Origin of the sequence: Bradyrhizobium japonicum USDA 6, assembly GCF_000284375.1 — a bacterium.
In the GTDB taxonomy this organism is placed as follows: Bacteria; Pseudomonadota; Alphaproteobacteria; order Rhizobiales; family Xanthobacteraceae; genus Bradyrhizobium; species Bradyrhizobium japonicum.
Window position 1 is genome coordinate 1373791 of record NC_017249.1, and the last position, 20631, is coordinate 1394421.

26 protein-coding genes are annotated in these 20631 nt (G+C 64.8%); 17 read left to right on the forward strand and 9 right to left on the reverse strand.

The genetic code is table 11. The annotated features are described in order from the left end of the window. From BJ6T_RS06265 to BJ6T_RS06295, 7 genes are read left to right on the forward strand one after another with little or no spacing between them, the layout of a single operon-like run. Positions 1 to 1104 carry a carbon-phosphorus lyase complex subunit gene (locus tag BJ6T_RS06265; RefSeq protein ID WP_014491457.1) on the forward strand — a complete coding sequence of 368 codons (1104 nt, stop codon included), beginning with the start codon at positions 1 to 3 and terminating at the stop codon, positions 1102 to 1104. Next, positions 1101 to 1997 carry an alpha-D-ribose 1-methylphosphonate 5-phosphate C-P-lyase PhnJ gene (locus BJ6T_RS06270; protein ID WP_014491458.1) on the forward strand — a complete coding sequence of 299 codons (897 nt, stop codon included), beginning with the start codon at positions 1101 to 1103 and terminating at the stop codon, positions 1995 to 1997. Before BJ6T_RS06265 ends, BJ6T_RS06270 begins: the two co-directional genes overlap by 4 nt. Further along, positions 1990 to 2784: a phosphonate C-P lyase system protein PhnK gene (gene phnK / locus BJ6T_RS06275; protein WP_014491459.1), complete on the forward strand. Its 795-nt coding sequence runs from the start codon at positions 1990 to 1992 to the stop codon at positions 2782 to 2784. Before BJ6T_RS06270 ends, phnK begins: the two co-directional genes overlap by 8 nt. Positions 2785 to 2806: 22 nt before the next feature. Further along, positions 2807 to 3505, forward strand: a complete 699-nt coding sequence (phnL, locus tag BJ6T_RS06280; protein ID WP_014491460.1) for a phosphonate C-P lyase system protein PhnL — start codon at positions 2807 to 2809, stop codon at positions 3503 to 3505. Positions 3506 to 3516: 11 nt separating this feature from the next. Then, on the forward strand, positions 3517 to 4674 hold the full coding sequence (locus BJ6T_RS06285) for an alpha-D-ribose 1-methylphosphonate 5-triphosphate diphosphatase (RefSeq protein ID WP_014491461.1): 1158 nt from the start codon (positions 3517 to 3519) through the stop codon (positions 4672 to 4674). Then, complete coding sequence (gene phnN, locus BJ6T_RS06290) at positions 4671 to 5267, forward strand: phosphonate metabolism protein/1,5-bisphosphokinase (PRPP-forming) PhnN (RefSeq protein ID WP_014491462.1); 597 nt, start codon at positions 4671 to 4673, stop codon at positions 5265 to 5267. Before BJ6T_RS06285 ends, phnN begins: the two co-directional genes overlap by 4 nt. A 22-nt stretch (positions 5268 to 5289) precedes the next feature. After that, complete coding sequence (locus BJ6T_RS06295) at positions 5290 to 5901, forward strand: pyridoxamine 5'-phosphate oxidase family protein (RefSeq protein ID WP_014491463.1); 612 nt, start codon at positions 5290 to 5292, stop codon at positions 5899 to 5901. A 60-nt stretch (positions 5902 to 5961) separates the two neighbouring features. On the opposite strand, the gene BJ6T_RS06300 is transcribed toward BJ6T_RS06295, so the two are convergent. Continuing rightward, positions 5962 to 6693 carry an SDR family NAD(P)-dependent oxidoreductase gene (locus BJ6T_RS06300; RefSeq protein ID WP_014491464.1) on the reverse strand — a complete coding sequence of 244 codons (732 nt, stop codon included), beginning with the start codon at positions 6691 to 6693 and terminating at the stop codon, positions 5962 to 5964. A gap of 72 nt (positions 6694 to 6765) precedes the next feature. Further along, a complete protein-coding gene (locus BJ6T_RS49090) occupies positions 6766 to 6888 on the reverse strand; it encodes a hypothetical protein (RefSeq protein ID WP_259226607.1) in 123 nt (40 codons plus the stop codon). Between the two features lie 198 nt (positions 6889 to 7086). Between BJ6T_RS49090 and BJ6T_RS06305 the strand changes: the two genes are divergently transcribed. Together BJ6T_RS06305 and BJ6T_RS06310 are read left to right on the forward strand one after the other, a co-directional pair. After that, entirely contained in the window at positions 7087 to 7308 is a 222-nt protein-coding gene (locus BJ6T_RS06305; RefSeq protein WP_014491465.1) for a hypothetical protein, read from the forward strand. Between the two features lie 22 nt (positions 7309 to 7330). After that, positions 7331 to 8284, forward strand: coding sequence for an aliphatic sulfonate ABC transporter substrate-binding protein (locus BJ6T_RS06310; protein WP_014491466.1), 954 nt, complete (start codon positions 7331 to 7333; stop codon positions 8282 to 8284). 6 nt (positions 8285 to 8290) lie between these two features. On the opposite strand, the gene BJ6T_RS06315 is transcribed toward BJ6T_RS06310, so the two are convergent. The 3 genes from BJ6T_RS06315 to BJ6T_RS06325 form a co-directional block, all read right to left on the reverse strand. After that, positions 8291 to 9073: an alpha/beta fold hydrolase gene (locus tag BJ6T_RS06315; protein WP_014491467.1), complete on the reverse strand. Its 783-nt coding sequence runs from the start codon at positions 9071 to 9073 to the stop codon at positions 8291 to 8293. A 4-nt stretch (positions 9074 to 9077) separates the two neighbouring features. Beyond that, positions 9078 to 10373: an O-acetylhomoserine aminocarboxypropyltransferase gene (locus BJ6T_RS06320; RefSeq protein ID WP_014491468.1), complete on the reverse strand. Its 1296-nt coding sequence runs from the start codon at positions 10371 to 10373 to the stop codon at positions 9078 to 9080. Positions 10374 to 10547: 174 nt separating this feature from the next. Then, a complete protein-coding gene (locus tag BJ6T_RS06325) occupies positions 10548 to 11357 on the reverse strand; it encodes an IclR family transcriptional regulator (protein WP_014491469.1) in 810 nt (269 codons plus the stop codon). A 129-nt stretch (positions 11358 to 11486) separates the two neighbouring features. On the opposite strand from BJ6T_RS06325, the gene BJ6T_RS06330 reads away from it, so the two are divergent. From BJ6T_RS06330 to BJ6T_RS06355, 6 genes are read left to right on the forward strand one after another with little or no spacing between them, the layout of a single operon-like run. After that, a complete protein-coding gene (locus tag BJ6T_RS06330) occupies positions 11487 to 12446 on the forward strand; it encodes a Bug family tripartite tricarboxylate transporter substrate binding protein (protein ID WP_014491470.1) in 960 nt (319 codons plus the stop codon). A gap of 3 nt (positions 12447 to 12449) precedes the next feature. Further along, a complete protein-coding gene (locus BJ6T_RS06335) occupies positions 12450 to 13067 on the forward strand; it encodes a flavin reductase family protein (protein ID WP_014491471.1) in 618 nt (205 codons plus the stop codon). A 54-nt stretch (positions 13068 to 13121) separates the two neighbouring features. Next, positions 13122 to 13982: a fumarylacetoacetate hydrolase family protein gene (locus BJ6T_RS06340; protein ID WP_014491472.1), complete on the forward strand. Its 861-nt coding sequence runs from the start codon at positions 13122 to 13124 to the stop codon at positions 13980 to 13982. 3 nt (positions 13983 to 13985) lie between these two features. After that, entirely contained in the window at positions 13986 to 14789 is an 804-nt protein-coding gene (gene hpaH / locus BJ6T_RS06345) for a 2-oxo-hept-4-ene-1,7-dioate hydratase (protein ID WP_014491473.1), read from the forward strand. Positions 14790 to 14814: 25 nt separating this feature from the next. Then, positions 14815 to 15207, forward strand: a complete 393-nt coding sequence (locus BJ6T_RS06350) for a RidA family protein (RefSeq protein WP_014491474.1) — start codon at positions 14815 to 14817, stop codon at positions 15205 to 15207. Between the two features lie 13 nt (positions 15208 to 15220). Next, on the forward strand, positions 15221 to 16096 hold the full coding sequence (locus tag BJ6T_RS06355) for an amidohydrolase family protein (RefSeq protein WP_014491475.1): 876 nt from the start codon (positions 15221 to 15223) through the stop codon (positions 16094 to 16096). Between the two features lie 12 nt (positions 16097 to 16108). On the opposite strand, the gene BJ6T_RS06360 is transcribed toward BJ6T_RS06355, so the two are convergent. The 3 genes from BJ6T_RS06360 to BJ6T_RS46960 form a co-directional block, all read right to left on the reverse strand. Next, positions 16109 to 17116: an LLM class flavin-dependent oxidoreductase gene (locus tag BJ6T_RS06360; RefSeq protein ID WP_014491476.1), complete on the reverse strand. Its 1008-nt coding sequence runs from the start codon at positions 17114 to 17116 to the stop codon at positions 16109 to 16111. 185 nt (positions 17117 to 17301) lie between these two features. After that, positions 17302 to 17520, reverse strand: a complete 219-nt coding sequence (locus tag BJ6T_RS06365) for a hypothetical protein (protein WP_014491477.1) — start codon at positions 17518 to 17520, stop codon at positions 17302 to 17304. A gap of 58 nt (positions 17521 to 17578) precedes the next feature. Continuing rightward, a complete protein-coding gene (locus BJ6T_RS46960; RefSeq protein ID WP_155256735.1) occupies positions 17579 to 17746 on the reverse strand; it encodes a hypothetical protein in 168 nt (55 codons plus the stop codon). A 170-nt stretch (positions 17747 to 17916) separates the two neighbouring features. Between BJ6T_RS46960 and BJ6T_RS06370 the strand changes: the two genes are divergently transcribed. Both BJ6T_RS06370 and BJ6T_RS42455 read left to right on the forward strand, forming a co-directional pair. Further along, on the forward strand, positions 17917 to 18153 hold the full coding sequence (locus tag BJ6T_RS06370; RefSeq protein ID WP_014491478.1) for a hypothetical protein: 237 nt from the start codon (positions 17917 to 17919) through the stop codon (positions 18151 to 18153). Next, positions 18150 to 18599: a DUF3085 domain-containing protein gene (locus BJ6T_RS42455; RefSeq protein WP_014491479.1), complete on the forward strand. Its 450-nt coding sequence runs from the start codon at positions 18150 to 18152 to the stop codon at positions 18597 to 18599. The genes BJ6T_RS06370 and BJ6T_RS42455 overlap by 4 nt, the downstream gene beginning before the upstream one ends. A gap of 13 nt (positions 18600 to 18612) precedes the next feature. On the opposite strand, the gene BJ6T_RS06380 is transcribed toward BJ6T_RS42455, so the two are convergent. Then, positions 18613 to 20367 carry a SulP family inorganic anion transporter gene (locus tag BJ6T_RS06380; RefSeq protein WP_014491480.1) on the reverse strand — a complete coding sequence of 585 codons (1755 nt, stop codon included), beginning with the start codon at positions 20365 to 20367 and terminating at the stop codon, positions 18613 to 18615. Positions 20368 to 20631: the final 264 nt, after the last annotated feature.

Sequence of the window (20631 nt, forward strand, 5' to 3'; positions counted from 1 at the left end):
ATGTATGTCGCAGTCAAAGGCGGCGAGCGCGCCATCGAGAACGCCCATCGCCTGCTCGCCAATGCGCGGCGTGGCGACCAGAGCGTTTCCGAAGTCACGCTGGATCAGATCTCGGAGCAGCTTGGCCTCGCCGTGGACCGCGTCATGAGCGAAGGCTCGCTCTATGACCGTGAGCTCGCGGCGCTCGCCATCAAGCAGGCGCGCGGGGATCTGATCGAGGCGATCTTCCTGATCCGCGCCTTCCGCGCCACCCTGCCGCGCTTCGGCACCAGCGAGCCGGTCGAGACCGGCGCGATGCGCGTGCAGCGGCGGGTGTCGGCGACGTTCAAGGACATTCCCGGCGGCCAGATCCTCGGGCCGACCTTCGACTACACCCACCGCCTGCTCGATCCATCGCTTGGCCAGGGCTTTGTGCCTGAAGTGCCGGCGACGGCCGAAGCGTCGACGGCGCCCACGCCGCGTGTGACCGACATCCTGGGCCGGGACGGGCTGATCGAGTCCTCGCCGCGAGCCGAAGACGGCGCCAGCGTCGGCGATCTCACGCGCGAACCGCTGAACTTCCCGGCCGATCGCGACCTGCGCCTGCAAAACCTCGCGCGCGGTGACGAAGGGTTTCTGCTGGCGATGGGTTATTCCACCCAGCGCGGCTACGGCCGCAACCATCCCTTCGTCGGCGAGATCCGCTTCGGCGAGGTCGAGGTCGAGTTTTTCGCGGAGGACGTCGGCTTCGCCGTGCCACTCGGCTCCATCGAGCTCACCGAGTGCCAGATGGTCAACCAGTTCAAGGGTTCGGCGACGGAAGCGCCGTGCTTCACCCGCGGCTATGGTCTCGCCTTCGGCCAGAGCGAGCGCAAGACCATGTCGATGGCGCTGGTCGACCGCGCGCTGCGTGCCCGCGAGCTCGGCGAAGAAGCCGTGGCCCCGGCGCAAGATGAAGAATTCGTGATGTCGCATTCGGACAACGTCCAGGCGACCGGCTTCGTCGAGCATCTGAAGCTGCCGCACTATGTCGACTTCCAGTCCGAGCTCGGCCTGCTCCGCAAGCTGCGCAAGGAGTTTGCCGAGGCCAACGCGCCCGATGCCATGAAGGAGGCCGCGGAATGAACGCGCCCGCCTACAATTTCGCCTATCTCGACGAGCAGACCAAGCGGATGATCCGCCGCGCGATCCTGAAGGCGATCGCGATCCCCGGTTATCAGGTGCCGTTCGCCAGCCGCGAAATGCCGATGCCCTATGGCTGGGGCACCGGCGGCGTGCAGGTGACCGCGGCGATCCTGGGGCCGCAGGACGTACTGAAGGTGATCGACCAGGGCTCCGACGACACCACGAACGCGATCTCGATCCGCAAATTCTTCGCCAAGACCGCCGGCGTCGCCACGACCACGGCAACAGAAGATGCGACCGTGATCCAAACCCGTCACCGCATCCCGGAGACGTCGTTGCACGCAAACCAGGTGCTGGTCTATCAGGTGCCGATCCCGGAGCCGCTGCGTTTCCTCGAACCGCGCGAGACCGAGACCCGGCGCATGCATGCGCTCGCCGAATACGGCCTGATGCACGTAAAACTCTACGAGGACATCGCCCGCTTCGGCCACATCGCCACCGCCTACGCCTATCCGGTGAAGGTGAACGCGCGCTACGTGATGGACCCGTCGCCGACGCCGAAATTCGACAATCCCAAGATGGACAATTGCCCGGCGCTGCAATTGTTCGGCGCCGGCCGCGAGAAGCGGATCTATGCGATCCCACCCTATACGCAGGTGGTGTCGCTCGATTTCGAGGATCACCCGTTCGAGCCGTACCGCTTCAACGCGCCCTGCGCGCTGTGCGGCGCGGAGAATTCGTACCTCGACGAGATCGTCACCGACGACAAGGGTGGGCGCATGTTCGTGTGCTCGGACACCGACTATTGCGAGGGCCGCCAGGCCGCCGGCCATCACGGCAGCCTCAGCGCCGCGCCGTACAAGGAGAAGGCGCAGGAGGGATCAAATGGCTGAGGAGATGCTGGAGAACGATCAGCCGCTGCTGGTCGCGGAGACGCTCAGCAAGTCCTACGGCCGCATCGCCGCGTGCCGCGACGTGTCGTTCTCGCTCTATCCCGGCGAGGTGCTGGCGATCGTCGGCGAGTCCGGCTCGGGCAAGTCGACACTGCTGCAAATGCTGTCGGGCCAGCTCGCGCCGAGTGGCGGCCAGGTATCGTACCGGATGCGCGACGGCATCACCCGCGATCTCACGACGCTGGGCGAGGCCGAGCGGCGCTTCCTGTTCCGCACCGACTGGGGCTATGTGCACCAGGATCCCGCGCAGGGCCTGCGCATGGCGGTCTCGGCCGGCGCCAATGTCGGCGAACGGCTGATGGCGGTGGGCTGGAATCACTACGGCCGCATCCGCGACACCGCGTCGGACTGGCTCACCCGTGTCGAGATCGACATCGCGCGCATCGACGATGCGCCGCGCACCTATTCGGGCGGCATGCGCCAGCGCCTCCAGATCGCGCGCAACCTCGTCACCGAGCCGCGGCTGGTGTTCATGGACGAGCCGACCGGCGGTCTGGACGTGTCTGTCCAGGCTCGCCTGCTCGACCTCGTTCGCAGCCTCGTCGCCGAGCTGCACCTCGCCGTCATCATCGTCACTCACGATCTCGCTGTGGCGCGGCTGCTGTCGCATCGCGTGATGGTGATGAAGGGCGGCCGTGTCATCGAGACCGGTCTCACCGACCAGGTGCTCGATGACCCACGCGAGCCCTATACCCAGCTCCTCGTCTCCTCGATTTTGCCGCCATGAGTTTTCCAAGATGAGTTTTCCGATGACCGCCATGATCGACATCGCCGCCGCGAAAAAGACCTTTACGATGCACCTGCAGGGCGGCATCGAATTGCCTGTCGTCAGCGGCGTGACCTTCCACGTTGATTCGGGTGAATGCGTCGTGCTTTCCGGCCCGTCCGGGGCCGGAAAGTCGTCGATCCTGAAGATGATCTTTGGCAATTACCGTTGCGACTCCGGCCGCATCGGCATCCGCCACCGCGGCGCGGTGGTCGATCTCGCCACCGCCGAGCCGCGGCAGGTTCTCAACATCCGCCGCTCCACCATCGGGTATGTCAGTCAGTTTTTGCGGGCGGTGCCGAGGGTTGCCACGATCGACGTCGTCGCGGAGCCACTGATCGTGAACGGCACGGCCCGAGCCGACGCACAGGCCCGCGCCGGTGAGCTGCTGCACCGCCTCAATATCCCTGAAAGGCTCTGGCAGCTTCCGCCCGCGACTTTCTCCGGCGGCGAGCAGCAGCGCGTCAACATCGCGCGCGGCTTCATCTCGGAGCTGCCGATCCTGCTGCTGGACGAGCCGACCGCTTCGCTCGATGCCGCCAATCGCGCCGTCGTGGTCGATCTGGTCGCCGAGAAGAAGCGCCAGGGCGTCGCCATGGTCGCCATTGTCCATGACGACGAAATCCGCCATTTGATTGCCGACCGTATTGTTGACGTCACCAGCTTTGCCGCCGCCGCCTGAAGGAAATGGAAATGAACGCCAAGCCGAAGGAAACATTGATCGCCAACGCCAGGATCGTGCTGGCTGACCGGGTGATCGAGCAGGGCTGGCTCGCTCTCGCCGACGGACGTATTGCCGAGATCGGCGAGGGCAGGGCGCCTGCGGGTGCGGAGGATGCCGGCGGCGACCTCATCATGCCCGGCTTGATCGAGCTGCACACCGACCACCTCGAAGCGCACTACGTGCCGCGCCCGAAAGTGTTCTGGAATCCGGTCGCAGCCGTCATCTCCTATGACGGCCAGCTCGCGACCTCGGGCATCACGACCGTGTTCGACTCGCTGCGGGTCTGGCGCGAGGACGGCGCCGAGGAAGTCGATGGCCGCGCCGGCGTGCTCGCCGCCGCCATCACGACCGCGCGCGACGCCAGCCTGCTGCGCGCCGACCACTTCCTGCATCTGCGCTGCGAAATCCCGATGCCGAGCGTGGTGGAGGAGGCCAAGGAGCTGATCGACCGTCCCGACGTCAAGCTGATGTCGCTGATGGACCACACACCTGGCCAGCGCCAGTTCCGCGACGAGGTCAAGCTGCGCGACTATTACCGCGGCAAGGGCGGCGGCAAGACCGATGCCGAGCTCGACGAGCTGTTCGCGAAGCGCTTCGAATATCAGAAAGCCTATGCCGCGACCAACATGCGCGAGATCGTGGCGCTGGCCCACAAATACAACATTCCGCTCGCGAGCCATGACGACACCACCGAGGAGAATGTCGCGGATGCCGTGCGCGATCGCGTGTCGGTGGCGGAATTCCCGACCACGCTGGAGGCCGCGCGCGGCCTGCATCAGGCCGGCATCGACATCCTGATGGGTGCGCCGAACGTCGTGCGCGGCGGCTCGCACTCCGGCAACATCGCCGCGGTCGATCTCGCCCGCGAGGGCCTGCTCGACATCCTGTCGTCGGACTACATCCCGTCCAGCCTCCTGATGGCCGCGCTGCAATTGCCGGAGCATGTGCCCGCGATCAGCCTTCCGGCGGCGGTTCGCACCGTGACCAAGGCGCCGGCCGAGGCGGTTGGCCTCTCGGATCGTGGCGAAGTCGCGATCGGCAAGCGGGGCGACCTGATCCGTGTGCATGTCGCAGGCGACGTTCCCGTGGTCCGCAGCGTCTGGCGCGAAGGAAACCGCGTCGCATGAGCGAAACCGCGACCATGGCACACGATGAGGCCAGCGGGATCGGACCCGGGCGGCTCGTGCTCGTGGTCGGTCCCAGCGGTGCCGGAAAGGACACGCTGTTGCGGCTCGCGCAGGCGGCCTGCGTCGACGATCGCGACATCGTCTTTCCGCGCCGCGTCGTGACGCGCGAATCCTCCGAAGCCGAAGACAACATGGCGATGAGCCAGGACGAATTCCGCCGCGCGCGCGAGCACGGCGATTTCGCCGTGCACTGGGAAGCGCACGGCCATTCCTACGCTCTTCCGCTCGAGATCAACGATGACATCCTCGCCGGCCGGGCCGTCGTCGCCAATGTCTCGCGCACGGTGATCGGCGCGCTGCGCCAGGCCTATGCCAACGTCGTCGTGGTTGCGATCACGGCGCCGCCGGACGTGCTGGCGCAGCGGCTTGCTGCCCGGGCCCGGCACAGCGACGGCAACATCGCAGATCGCCTCGCGCGCAGCGTCGACGACGCATCGGCCAATGCCGATGTCACCATCCTCAACGCGGGTAGCGCGGACTATCACAGCCGCCAGCTCGTGCGCGTGATCAGGAACGAAGGCTGGCACGAATAGCCGGCGCAACAAGGAGAACGGAATGTCGGTGATTGAAACGGTCGAACAGCTGGAGGCCATCTACGGTGCCGTTGGTGATGCCTCGACCGTGAAAGTCGCCGACCACGTTACTCCGCTCTACCGCATCTTCATCGAGAAGGCGCCGTTTGCCGCGCTCGCCACCATCAGGCCGGAGGGGATCGACTGCTCGCCGCGCGGCGATCTCCCCGGCTTCGTCCGCATCCATGATCCGAAGACGCTGATGCTGCCGGATCGCCGCGGCAACAACCGGGTCGATTCCCTGCGCAACATCGTGCGCGATCCCAGGGTGTCGCTGATGTTCCTGATCCCCGGTTCCGGCAACGCGGTGCGGGTCAACGGCCGCGCCTATCTCTCCATCGATCCGGAACTGCTCGCCTCGTTCAAGGTCGAGGGCAAGGCGCCGCGCAGCGTCATGGTGATGAATGTGGACGAAATCTATTTCCAGTGCGCCCGCGCCATCGTTCGCTCCGACCTCTGGAATCCCGACAAGCGGATCGATCCGAAGACGCTGCCGACGCCTGGCCAGATCCTCGCCGAGATGAGCGAGAACAAGGTCGGCGGTGCGGAGTACGACCGGATCTGGCCGGAACGGGCTGCGGCGACGATGTGGTGATGTTTTCTTACCCTCTCCCCTTGTACAAGGGGAGAACGAAAGGCGGCGCCATCTTCACCCCTAGTTATACGCCATCCCACCGCTCAGCGCGATCGTCTGCCCGGTCATGTAGGCATTGTCGACCAGCAGCATCACGGCTTTCGCCACCTCATCCGCCGTGCCGAAGCGGCCGAGCGGGATGCGGCTGACGAGCCCGGGCTGACCGCTCATCATGTCGGTCTCGATCAGGGACGGCGCTACCGCGTTGACGGTGATGCCTTCCTTCACCAGCCGCGCCGCATAACCGCGCGTGAGACCCTCCATGCCGGCCTTGGATGCATTGTAGTGCGGACCGATCGAGCCGGCACCGCGCGCCGCGCCCGAGGAGATGTTAACGATACGGCCCCATTTCCGGGCGCGCATCTCCGGCAGCACCGCTCGCGTGCACAGGAAGGCGGATTTCAGGTTGACGAGGATGGTGCGGTCGAAATCGTCCTCGGTGAGATCGTCGACGCCGCGCGTGATGGCGATGCCGGCATTGTTGACGAGGATGTCGATCGGCCCGAGCCCGGCCGTGACGCGCTCGACCATTGTAGCCACGGCGTCGCGATGCGAGACGTCGGCGGCAACGACAATCGCGCGACCGCCTTGCTTGCCGATCTCGCCTGCCAGCTTTTCGGCCTGCCCGATCTGCTCCCGGCAGTTGATCGCCACCGCCGCGCCTGATGCGGCCAGGGCGCGACAGACGGCTGCGCCAATCCCGCGCGAGCCGCCGGTGACGAGCGCGGTGCGCCCCTTCAGATCATCCGCCATGTCCGGATCTCCCTAATTGTCTGTTCTGACGTTGCGCGAGCGTACCATGCCCGCCGCCCGCGCCTGTTGAACTCATTGCGAGATGAATCCGTCTGTTGGTGCTTGCGCCGGGAGAAGCGCGCCAGCGCGCTCGTGCCAAATATGGATAGCCATTTCATTGACCGAACGCGCCAATCGCTCGATATTCGCAAGCATCGAAACTGCTCCTCGAGCTTGATGCCGCACTATGAGAACCGATCACCAGCGTTACCTTGACGACATGCACGCGTGCATGACTCGGCGCTGTTTCTCGGCGGCAACCGGCGCCTGTTGTTGTTGCTGATCGCCTCCTAGCAACCTCCCACAGCACAAATCCCACGACAGGAACGCCGAGATTCCGGCGAACGAGCAGTCATGTCCCAAATCCAGTCCAACGCCTACATCATCGAAATCCAGGACCGCGCCGCCGGCATCATCACAAGAGATGTGCGCGGCTTCCGCTTCTTCTCCTCCGAGCGCCTGTTCGACAGCCTCGAAGGCCGCCAGTTCCGCTCGGCGCGCGACGCCGAACGAGCCGCACGTGCGGTGCTTTCGGAACGGAGCCGCCGCGCCAATTCCTCACGCTTCGCAAACTGAACCTGACGCAAAGGACCGCAACATGATTGCACGACGACATATCCTGACCGCAGCGCTTCTCCTTGCAACCGCCCTGGCCGCACCAGCACGCGCCGAGGACAAGCCGGCGGAAATCCGCATCGGTACCCAGAAGGGCGGCTTCTTCCCGGCGGTACGCCAGCGTCAAACGCTCGAAAACGCCTTCAGGCCGCTCGGTATCGAGGTCAAATGGATCGACTTCCAGTTCGGTCCGCCGCTGCTTGAGGCCATCAACGTCGGCAGCGTCGATTTCGGCTTCGTCGGCGACACGCCGCCGATCTTCGCGCAAGCCGGCGGCGCAAAAATCAAATATGTCGCGGCGGTGAAGTCCGAGGGCGATAACCAGGCGATCATCGTGCCGAAGAATTCAGCCATCAAGACGCTGGCTGATCTCAAAGGCAAGCGCGTCGCCTTCGGCAAGGGATCGAGCGCGCACAATCTCCTGGTCGCCTCGCTCGAAAAGGCCGGCCTGTCCTGGTCCGACATCACGCCCGCGCCGCTCGCGCCGGCCGATGCGACGGCGGCCTTCGTGAAGGGGTCGGTCGACGCCTGGTCGATCTGGGATCCCTATCTCGCGCTCGCCGAATTGAAGGAGAACGCCCGCGTTCTCGTCTTCGACAAGGACGTGCACAAGCCCAACGCCTACTACATCGCCAACACCGACTTCGTCGAGAAATATCCGTCGCTGGTCGCGAAGCTCAACACGACCTTCGCCTCCGAAGGCAAGTGGGCAGAGCAGCATCACGAGGAGGTCGCAAAGGCGCAGGCCGAGGCGACCGGCGTCGACATTGAAGCTGTCGGGCGCTTCGTCAACCGCTCCGTCTACAGCGTGGTGCCGCTCGACGCCGAGGTGATCAGGACGCAGCAGGCCGTCGCCGACCGTTTTGCAAAGCTCGGCCTGATCCCGAAGCCGGTCAATGTCTCCGATATCGTCTGGAAGTGGACGCCGGGGTCCTGAGCGGGCTCAGCCCCTCAACGCCGCCAGCAATTCATCCGGGCGCTCGGCCATGATCATGTGGCCGGCGCCCGGCACCACGACGGTTTTGGCATGCGGGATCGCCGCGGCGAGCGCCTTGCCCGCCTTCGCCGGCGTCATCATGTCGCGTTCGCCGAGGATGAGCGTCGTCGGCACTTTCACGCTCGCAGCAGCAGTCAGCGCATTCGCATAAGAATTGCAGGCCGACAGATCCCTGAACAGCACGCCGGGCTCGCAAGACTTCAGCACCGCCTGCGCGCCGCCATGCATCCACAGGCCCGGCGCAAGGCTGCCGCCGAGTTCGGCGTTGAAGCCAAGGCCCCAGATCGACACCATGTCGTTGGCATCCTGCGAGTTGGCTTCGGCCGCTTTGAGCAGATCCGGGCCGACTGTCATGGTCGCGGCGGTGCCGATCAGGCTCAGCGCGGACACCTTGTCGGGATGGCGCGCCGCCGTCTCCAACGAAATCAGCGATCCCATGGAATGGCCGATCAGGTGCGCCTTCGCAACGCCGGCGGCGGCGAGCAATGCCGCCGTCCAGTCCGCCATCTCGGCGATGGTCGACAGCGATGGTCCGGCCGAGCGGCCGTGGCCGGGCAGGTCGGGCGCCAGCACGCCAAAACCGTGATGCGCGAACCAGCGCGTATGCAGCGCCCAGGTCGAGTGATCGAAGCCGGCGCCGTGGATGAAGACGACGGCGGGCAAGGACTTGTCGAACTCGCGGCCGCCGTTTGCGGCAAACACCTCGGCGCCGTTGACAGTGAGCTTCATGGTGTCAGACCTTTTGCGAGATGCGCAGCGCCTGCGCAAGATCGTCGATGATGTCGCTTGCCGTCTCGATGCCGACCGACAGCCGCACCAGTTCCTCGCCGATGCCGGCGGCCTTGAGCTGCTCGGCGTCCATCTGCTGGTGCGTGGTCGAGGCCGGGTGGATCACCAGTGTCTTGGCGTCGCCGACATTGGCGAGATGGCTGATCATGCGCAGCGATTCGATGAATTTTCGGCCGGCGGGTCGCCCGCCCTTGATGCCGAAGGAGACGATCGAGCCGGCGCCGCGCGGCAGCAATTGCTTTGCAAGCTGGTAGTCCGTGTGGTCCTCCAGTGAGGGATGCAGGACCCAATCGACGGCCTTGTTCGACTTCAGCGCCTCCAGAATCAGATGTGTGTTCTGCATATGCCGGTCCATGCGCACGCCGAGCGTCTCGACGCCCTGCAAGAGCTGGAACGCGTTGGTCGGGGACAGGCAGGCGCCGAAATCGCGCAGGCCTTCGGTGCGCGCGCGCATGATGAAGGCGCTCGTGCCGAACTGTTCGTCGAAGACGATGCCGTGATAACCGCCATACGGCTCGGTCAGCACGCCGAACTTCCCGGAGCCGCGCCAGTCGAACCGGCCGCCGTCGACGATGGCGCCGCCGATCGCGATGCCGTGGCCGCCGATCCATTTGGTCGCCGAATGCATGACGATGTCGGCACCAAGCTCGATGGGGCGGCTGAGATAGGGCGTGGCAAAGGTGTTGTCGATCAGCAGCGGAATCTTTGCCTCATGCGCGATTCCCGCGACCTTCGGGATATCAAGCACCTCGAGCCCGGGATTGCCGATGGTCTCGCCGATCATGAGCCTGGTGTTCGGCTTGATCGCCGCGCGGAACGCGTCGAGGTCGCGCGGCTTGACGAAGGTCGTGGTGATGCCGAAGCGCGGCAGCGTGTGCGCCAGCAAATTGATGGTGCCGCCATAGAGCGAGCTCGACGCCACGATATGGTCGCCGGCATTCAAGAGCGTCGCGATGGCCAGATGCAGCGCGGCCATGCCGCTCGCGGTGCAGATCGCGCCTACGCCGCCTTCGAGCGCCGCGAGCCGCTCTTCCAGCACACCGGTGGTCGGATTGGAGATGCGCGTATAGATGTGGCCGGCGCGCTCCAGATTGAACAGCGCGGCGGCGTGGTCGGAATCCTGGAACACGTAGGACGTGGTCTGGTAGATCGGCACCGCGCGGGCGCCGGTCGCGGGATCCGGATGCTGGCCCGCATGCAGGCTCAGGGTCTCGAAGGCAGGCGGTTTCGGCGCGGGCATGCGTGGCCTCGTTGGTCGGTCGGCGGAGGCGGCTCTTGTGCCACAAAATGATGCGGCACGTCAGCCATTGACAGTGCGGCGTGACGGCTCGCAGCGGGAAGTGTGATGCGAGCCGTAGCCCGCAGCGTCAGTCGCCCCGTTCTTACGGGGAGAGGTGAAGCGGAGCCGTCAGCGCTATCCAACGTTACCCCGGATCGCCTGCTCGATGATCCGCGCCTCCCGCAGCAAAATCTCCGCCACCTCGTGCTCGCGACGCGGGCCGAGCCTCGTCCGAACGGCGGAGACGGTGATCGCCGCGGCTGGCTGTCCGTCCGGGGTCTTGATCCAGGTGGAGATCGACTTCGTACCCTGCACGAGGCCGATCTCCCTCATGCCGTACCCCAGCCGTCTCGCGGCGGTGACCTGGCCGAGCACCGACGCGACGTCGGTCCGGTAGGCCTCGAATCGCTTCTCGTTGGCCACGACGATTTTTCGCGCGTCCTGCGCCGGCATCGCGGCGAGGATGGCGACGCCTGCGCTAGAGACGCCGAGCGGCCGGCGCGCACCGACCTCGATCGACAGCACCTGGATCGGATAGATTCCGATCCTGCGATCGACGCACAGCGTGTCGTTGCCGGTCCGCACCGTCAGGAACAGGGTGTCGCCAATCTCGGTGGAGGCACGCCGCAGCGACGGATTTGCCGCGACCAGCAGCCGCGACGGCCGCGGGCGAGCAAGGGCGAGCTCCGGCACCTGCTTGCCGATCGCGTAACGGCCGGTTCGCTCGTAACGTTCGACGATGCCTTCCTCGATCAGCACGTGGACGATGCGATGCACGGTCGGGCGGGTGAGACCGGTCGCGCGCACGACCTCGGCCAGCGGCACGCCGTCCTCGCGGCCTGCGGCAAGAATACGCAGCACCGCGAGCGCGCGCCGGATCGCCTGGGCGCCCTGTCGCGGCTCTGCCGTTCCGCGGGCGGATCTTGCGGCGTTTGTCTTGTCCATATTATGGACAAGAACGCCACAATTCTCTCGACAGGTAAAGCGCTCATCTGGAGATTGCGCCGCGATCGAGCGCCATGCGCGACGTCACGGCACTCGATATGGAATTGGAAGCGCCGCCGGGAGGTTAACATGAGATTAATCTGGATCGCCATAGCTGCCGCAGCCGTGATGCTGGCGGGACCCGCATCGGGCCAGCCGGCGCGCAGCGTCAAGCTGATCGTGCCCTATCCGGCCGGCGGCAATGTCGACAGCGCCGCGCGCATCGTCGCCGACAAGCTCCAGGAAAAGCTCGGCCAGCCCTTCATCATCGAGAACAAGGCCGGCGCCGGCGGCATGATCGCGGGTGAAGCCTTCGCGAAATCGGCGCCCGACGGTTACACGCTGTTCGTCGGCGCCAACGGCCCGGTGCTGTTCGCGACCGAGATCAACAAGCGCGAAGCCTATAGCTGGAAGAAGGATTTTCTTCCGATCTCGACGATCTCGATGACGCCGCTGGTTCTCGAAGTGCACCCGTCCGTGCAGGCCACGACGTTCAAGGAATTCATCGAGCTCGCCAAGCGCGAGCCCGGCAAGCTGACGATGGCCTCGCCCGGCCCCGGCACAACCAACCATCTGCTCAGCGAGCTGATGCAGTCGAGCCTCGACCTGCAATGGGTCACCGCGCATTACCGCGGCAATGCGCCGGCGATCAACGATCTCCTGGGCGGCCAGGTGCAGTTCGCATTCGACCAGCTCACGGTCAGCCTCCAGCACATCAAGGCTGGCCTGTTCCGCGCGCTCGCCGTCACCAGCCCGCATCGCCTGAAGTCGCTGCCTGATGTTCCGACCTTTGCCGAGCTCGGCTACAAGGACTTCGACGGCCAGACCTTTACAGGCCTGTTCGCGCCCGCCGGCACGCCGGCGCCGATCGTCGACAAGCTGCATGAGACGCTGGTTGCGATCCTGAAAGATCCGGGTGTGATCGACAAGTTCGAAAAGCTTGGCGGCGAATCCACCCCGATGACGCCGGCCGAGTTCAAGGCCTATCTCGAGCGCGAGGACGCCAAGTGGATTCCGGTCGTGCGCAAGGCCAACATCAAGGCTGACTGATCGATGCGGATCGACCCCACCGAGCTCGGCGCGGAGCGCATCTACCGGCTGATGACCGGCATCGTGGTGCCGCGCCCGATCGCGTGGGTCACGAGCCTGTCGCGCTCCGGCGTGCTCAACCTTGCGCCGTTCAGCGCCTTCACCTTCGTCTCGCAGAAGCCGCCGATGCTCGCCATCAGCGTCGGGCGCAAGGGCGCCGATTACAAGGACACCGCGCACAACATCCTCGACACCGAGGAATATGTCATCCACATCGCCGACACTCCGTTGATGAGCGCAGTGCATGACAGCTCGGTCGAGCATCCGCCTGAAATCAGCGAGGTCGAGCATCTCGGGCTGGAGACGCTGCCCTGCGAGCGGATCAAGGTGCCGCGGCTCGCGGCGGCACCTGTCGCGATGGAGTGCCGCTTCCGGCAGTGCCTCGAATTCGGCGAGGCCCGCAGCCGGCTCATCGTCGGCGAGGTCGTGATGTTCCACATCCGCGACGGCCTCGTGAACGACGGCAAGGTCGAGACCGCGGCGCTCGACCCGATCGCGCGCATCGGCGGCCCGCGCTACGCCCGTCTCGGCGAGATCGTGACGCTGAACACCGTCTTCCAGACGCCCAAATCCAAAGACTGAGCGCGCGGCCCATCGCATCGGCCCTTGTGCCTGAAGACCATTGGAGAACACGACATGCGACTCGTAAGCTATCTCTTGGACGGAGCGCCGCGCTACGGCGCGGCTGTGGATGGCGGCGTCGTCGATCTGACCAGGCGGATCGGACGCGACTTCTCCGACGTGAAAGCGCTGATCGCGGCCAACGCGCTCGCGGACGCGCAGGAAGCGGTGGCTGGACAAAAACCCGACCACGCGCTGGAAAGCCTCGTCCTGCTTCCGCCGGTGCTGGCGCCGGAAAAGCTCTGGTGCATCGGCGTCAACTACGCCGAACGCAATGCCGAGTATAAAGACAGTTCGGACCTGCCCAAATATCCCAGCCTGTTCGTGCGCAGCATGTCCTCGATGACGGGCTCCGGCCAGCCGCTGGAGAAGCCCAAGGTTTCGGATCAGTTCGACTACGAAGGCGAGCTCGTCATCGTGATCGGGCAGGGCGGCCGTCACATCCCGCGCGAACAGGCCTTCGCGCACATCTTCGGCATGACCCTGTGCAACGAGGGTACGATCCGCGACTGGCTGCGCCATGGCAAGTTCAACGTCACCCAGGGCAAGAATTTCGACCGCTCCGGCAGCATCGGGCCGTGGATCGTCACGTCTGACGAGCTCGATCCGCGCGGACCTCATGACATCATCACGCGCGTCAACGGCGAGGTGCGGCAGCAGGACACGACCGAGCGGCTGATGTTCCCGTTCGATTTCCTGATCGCCTATCTCTCCACCTTCGCCACGCTGAAGCCCGGCGACATGATCGTAACGGGCACGCCGACGGGTGCGGGCGCGCGTTTCGATCCGCCGCGCTGGCTTAGGGTGGGCGACGTCGTCGAGGTCGAGTCGAGTCGTATCGGCGTTCTGCGCAACACCGTCGCCGCGGAGCAGTAAGCCATGCTCGATACCGCCACGATCGAACGCCTCGCCGCGCGCCTGGATGAGGCCGAGCGCGGCAAGACGCTGATCCCGATGTTCTCGAAAGAGCATCCCGATTTCGCCATCGAGGATGCCTACGCGATTCAGCGCGCCTGGACCAAGCTCCAGCTCGGCCGCGGCCGCGTCATCAAGGGGCACAAGATCGGGCTGACCTCGAAGGCGATGCAGAACGCGGTCGGCATCTCCGAGCCCGATTACGGCGTGTTGTTCGCCGACATGTTCTATGCCGACGCTACGCCGATCCCGTTCGACCGCTTCCACGCGCCGCGCATCGAGGTCGAGCTCGCCTTCGTACTGAAGGCGCCGCTCCGCGGACCTGACTGCACCATTTTCGACGTGCTCAACGCCACCGACTACGTCACGCCTGCGCTCGAAATCCTGGAGACGCGCATGCATCGCGTCGATCCTGAAACGGGCAAGACGCGGAAGGTGATGGACACGATCTCGGACAACGCGGCGAACGCCGCGCTGGTGCTCGGCGGCCGGCCGTTCCGCCCGATGGATGCGGATTTGCGCTGGATCGGCGCGCTGCTGTTCCGCAACGGTGAGGTCGAGGAGACCGGGCTTGCGGCCGGCGTGCTCAACCATCCCGCCAACGGCATCGCCTGGCTCGCCAATCGCCTTGCGCCGCATGAAGAACATCTCGCGGCCGGCGAGGTGGTGCTGGCGGGATCGTTCACCCGTCCCGTCGACATCCGCCGCGGTGACACCTTTCACGCCGATTATGGCGCGTTCGGCTCGGTGTCGTGCCAATTCGTCTGAACCAACACATAAGAGGGAGCACATCATGACGGGTCAAACGCGGCGCAAGAGCATCCACATCGGCGGCTTCAAGCACGCCAACCCGATTCCCAACGCCTGCCGCATCGGCAATCTCGTGATGTCCGGTGTCATCCTCGGCCGTGATGCGGCCGGCGTCATGCCCGCGAGCCTGGACGCGCAATGCGCCAACATGTTCGCGCATATGAAGGCGACGGTGGAAGCTGCCGGCGGCACCACGGACGACATCATCAAGATGACGGTGTGGCTGAAGGACCGTACGCAGCGCGGCCCGGTCAATGTCGAGTGGCTGAAGATGTTTCCGGACGAGCATTCGCGCCCGGCGCGCCACGCGCTGTCGATGGACAACATGGACGGCGGAGCACTGGTGCAGTGCGACTTCACCGCCGTGATCGACTGAAGGAGCATTTTGCATGCCGACCTATCTGCCGTTCGATCCGAACCCCCGCCGACCGGTCAGGGCGCCGCCGCCGAAGACCGTCGACAGCCAGTTTCACGTGCTGGGGCCCATCGACAAATATCCGGAGCGGCCCGGTGCGGCCTATCGGATGCCGAGCGCGACCTGGGAGGCGGCGCTGCGCGTGCACAAGACGCTCGGCATCGAGCGCGGCATCATCGTGCAGACCACAACCTATGGTGCGGATCATTCGGTCGTACTCGACGGTCTTGCGGCGATGGGCCCGAACTATCGCGGCTGCGCCAACGCACTGGTGTTCGCGGAAGCGAGCGACTCGTATCTTTCCAAGCTGCATGACGCCGGCGTCCGCGGCGCGCGCTTCAGTTTCCGCCAGGAGCTCGGCGCCGTGCTGTCGGACGCCGATTTCGCCCGCGCCATCGCGCGCATCCGCGAGCTCGGCTGGTACGTGAAGATCCAGCCCGAGAAGGACGGCATCGTCTCCAGCGTCGCCAAGTACGAGAATCTCGACGTGCCCGTGCTGATCGACCACATGGCGCGGCCCGATCCGGAAGCCGGCAAGGCCGATCCGAACCTGCGCAAGATGCTCGAGCTGCTCGCCAAGGGCAATTTCTGGGTGATGCTGTCGCTCGGCGAGAAGACCTCGAAGGCCGGCCCGCCTTACGACGACGTCATCCCGATCGCGCGCGCCTATATCGAGGCCGCAATCGACCGCTGCGTCTGGGCCAGCGACTGGCCGCATCCCGTCTCCGTCAAGCAGCCGCCCAACGACGCCGACCTGCTCGAGCTGATGTACCGCTACGCGCCCGACCAGACCGAGCTGGAGAAGATCCTGGTGCACAATCCGGCAAAGCTGTTCGGCTTTCCGGATTAGGGCGCAATTGATTCACACCGCCGGCTGCGCCGCCAGCCGGTCGCGCACCTCGGCTGCGATCTCGAACGAGCGCAGCCGCGCGGCGTGGTCGTAGATCTGGCCCGTCGTCATCAGCTCGTCCGCGCCGGTCTCGGCGATCAGTGCCTTCAGCTTCTGCTCGACCGTTTCAGGCGTGCCGACGGCGGAGCAGGACAGCGACTGGCCAACCATGGCTTTCTCGGCCGGCGACCACAGTGCGTCCATGTCGTCGACCGGCGGCGGCAGCGGGCCGGGCGTGCCGCGGCGCAGATTGATGAACTGCTGCTGGAGCGAGGAGAACATCCGCTGCGCCTCCGCGTCGCTCTCGGCGGCGAACACGTTGACGCCGACCATCGCGTAGGGTTTGTCGAGCTGTGCCGATGGCTCGAAGCGCGCGCGATATTCGCGCAGCGCCGGCATCATCATTTGAGGCGCGAAATGCGAGGCGAACGCGAATGGCAGCCCGAGCATCGCGGCAAGCTGCGCACCGAAGGTGCTCGATCCCAGGATCCAGAGCGGCACCTTCGTCCCAAAGCCGGGCACGGCGCGGATCGCCTGGTTCGGCTGGACATCACCGAGCAGCGCCTGCAATTCCAGCACGTCATGCGGAAAGTTCTCGGAACTGGTGGCAAGATCGCGCCGCAATGCCCGCGCGGTGAACTGGTCGGTGCCCGGTGCGCGGCCGAGCCCGAGATCGATGCGCCCGGGATAGAGCGACTCCAGCGTGCCGAACTGCTCGGCGATAACCAGCGGCGAATGGTTCGGCAGCATGATCCCGCCAGACCCGACCCGGATCGTCCTGGTCCCGCCCGCGACGTGCCCGATCACCACCGACGTCGCCGCGCTCGCGATGCCCGTCATGTTGTGATGCTCGGCCAGCCAGAACCGCTTGTAGCCCCAGGCCTCGGCATGCTGGGCGAGGTCGAGCGAATTGCGGAACGCCTGCGCCGCATCGCCACCTCTTCGGATGGGAGCGAGGTCGAGCACGGAGAAGGGGATCATGGGAGGGTACCGGGTGGGAGTGCGATGTGCTGCGGCCTCACATGTAGTGGCTTATTACGGAAATGTTAGCGCGGCCGTAGCGCGCAAATGCAATCCAAATCCGCTGTACAACGATGGTGTTGCCATTCCCTTTGTAACGCCCGCAGCGGTCGAGATGTGGCCGGCACCTTTCCCGTTGGCGGCAGCTACAGCAAGCCGCGCTTGTGCTGGATGATGATGATAACGCGAATGATGCAGTCCGATACTGACTCGCCGGGCCGCCGTGCCTTGTGCAGCATTTGCCACGTCGCCTCATCGATCTGTATCTGCCATTTGCCGCTTGCCAGGCGTCGTCCGGTATCGTCGGACGGGAACTCGGCCGCAATCAGAGCGCGGCACTCGTCGGTGATTTCAATTTCCGGCATTGTTGGTCGTTCTCGCGGACGGTGTACTCGCGTGCAGCCCTCGCCCGATCCGGAGAGATCAGCCAGTTAAATCGCGGTAACAACCGATCCAGCCGAAGCCGATGCCGATCGTCCTGACCATGGACGAGGAGCGCGACATCTGGACGCAGTCGCGGTAGGGCGGTGCGCCGCCACCAGTGGATGCCTGCTGAATATTGAGGGATGCGGCGCTGACAAGAAAGATCATTCAATGGCTTGGGTCGCGTTTGCGCAGCCGTGACGCTTGAGTCGTCGGGCTCCCGTCGTCGCCGGACATTGCCAATCCTTCACAACCTTAATGCGGTTTAACGAGGTTTCCGTAAGCGGTGCGGGTAAACCGCGTGTCGCGGGGGCGTCCTCCAGACACGAGATGACGCCGTGAAGTTTGACGAACAGGAACGCACCGCGCTGACGGACGCTGGGTTTTCCGTCGCCGACAACAGCAAGGCTGCCTACGTCGAAGCCGTCGTGGTGATCGCCGCGTACGACGCCGAAACCTATTGGCTGACGTTCGCCCTGCCGAATGATGCCCAGATCGTGTGCGTTGTGCCACGCGACCAGATTGCCGACGCGATCACGTATAACCACGCAGCTCGGCGGAACCAATTCCAGTGAAGCTGACCTTCCCTCATGCAAGGCTGAAGGCGCTCTGGAACGAGGCCGTCCGGCAATGGCCGGTTGCGGTGCGAGCCATGAACGGTCGAGATTCACCCGGTTTCTGGCTTGTCGGTGGCCAAGGCATCTATCTCGTGCATAACGGCGCCAGGCCTCGGGGCAGCGTGACTCTGGCCTACGCCAACGAATGCGACCCGCTCAAAGTGCCGGCCCAAAGTTGGTTGGGTATCAAGCGCGCCATCTTCGGCGATAACGATGGGAGGGAATTCGTCGATCTGGTGATGATCGGCACGGCCGTCGATGCCGGCGCCGACGTCGAGGTGACCTTCGAGCCCGACACGATGACGGTGGCTGTCGTCGAAAAAGGAACGGCGAGCATACGACTGCAATCGCCGCGCATCCGGGACAAAAATGACACGGCGTCAGGACGCAGTTGTCGGGTTTGAGTCTGAATCTCGGCTAAGGACCAGACGCGGTATCTTGGCCCGCTACTCTCTCCAAGCCCTGCACATCGTCGTCCTCCCAGTCCTCCCATTCCACGTTGTTGGTTTCGAGATAGCGGGCGACGGCTACGCCGATTGTCGGGAAGAAGTAATGCTCTCCAAGCTGCGCGAAGAGGCCAAATCTTTTCAGCTTGTCCTTCACGGGATCTTTGAGTTCGGCAAAGCAAAACTCTATGCCTTGCGCGTGCAACGATCGGTCCAGTTCGGCGACCACGTCGCAGGCGGTGACGTCTACGCTCGTGACCGGCTCCGCGGCAACAACTAGCCAATGCACGGGTGTTGGCGATGTCGCTACGGCATCCAGGACGCGTTCCCTGAAGAATTCGGCGTTGGCAAAGAACAGAGGTGCATCCCAGCGAAACAGGACCAGCCCGGGGACCCGGCGCGCATCCGGATATCGTGTGATGTCGTGATAGCCTTTGACGCCGTAGGCGCGCCCCAATATTGCGGAGTGTGGGCGCCAACCGTCCCACAGGAACTCGATGATGGCGATTGCGATCGCAAGACCAATTCCTGGAATGACTCCGAGCACTGCTACACCGACAAGGCAGACGATGGCCAGCCAGAATTCCCAGCGTTGAATGCGATAGATTCGCTTGAGGTCGGCAACTTCAATCAACCCAATCGCCGATGCGATGACGACGGCGGCCAATGCGGCGGTGGGCAAATGTTGAAGCAGGCTCGGCGCGACCAGGAGGAGCAACGCGATGGCAAGCGCGCCTACGACGCTGGTGAGTTGAGTGCGGGCACCGGCGGCTTCCGCAACGGGTGTCCGTGAACTACTGCTGCTGATCGGGAAGCCCTGGAAAAATCCCGTCGCCAGATTGGCGGCACCGAGCCCGACCATCTCTTGGTTGGGATCGACCCGAGACCCCAATCGCGCAGCGTAGGCACGTGAAAGTACGCTCGTATCGGCAAACGAAACCATCGCTACTGCACAACCGCCGATCAGCACCGGGATGAGATCGCTGGAGGTGATCCATGGGACAACGAAGCCCGGCAGGCCCTGGGGAAGGGGGCCCAGCACCTTGACGCCGTATTGCGTCCCGAGATCAAGCACCCCGACGACGAGCGTGGCCCCAACGACCGCGATCAGAAGGCCCGGTACCCGCTTGTTGTTCCCGAGAAGCAGGATCACGATCAACGTGGCGAGGCCAATCGCGAACGCGACCCAGTTTATCTGCCCCCCAAGGATCGCGCTGACAATCGCCCACAGGCTTCGCAGTGGCCCCTCGCTCTCGATGGAAAAGCCGAAGAGCTTGGGCAGCTGGCTGATCAATACGGTCAGGGCAATTCCGTTCATATACCCGTAGCGTATCGGCTTCGAGAGAAGCTCGGTGATAAAGCCAAGGCGCGCGACACCTGCCAGGACACAGACCGTCCCTGAGACAATCGCCATCATGCCCGCGAGTGTCACGGCCCGCAGGGGATCGCCCTGAGCCAAGGGAGCGATGACTCCAAGGAGTATTGCCGCCAGCGCCGAGTCGGGTCCGAGGACGAGAATGCGGCTTGGGCCGAACAGCGCGTAGGCCAGCAGCGGCACGATCGTTGCGTACAAGCCGTAGATGCCCGGCAGGCCCGATGCAGTTGCATAGGCAATGCCGACCGGGACCAGCATTGTCGCCAGGACGATGCCGGCGAAGATATCGTGCGGAAGCGATGCTGCCTCATATTGACGGAGAGTGTCGAACCCGGGCAACCAGCGCTTCATTGATGGTCTCTTCCAGCCCGCATCGAGCAAGTTTGCCCCGCAGGATGTGATGGACCGATCAGGCTATTACGCCCGCAGCAGGCTGAACAGTGGCCCGGCGCTATGGCCGAAGCAGCACAGCGGGCCATGAGTGCCAGCCGGCACCAAGTCTTCCCTGCGCCCTCTTCACGGAAGAGGGGAAGGACCAAAACCGAACTCGGACGTTTCATGCCGCGAGAATGGCGTTCATTCGCGGCTGTTCGAGCGGCCCGCACCTCCGTTCAC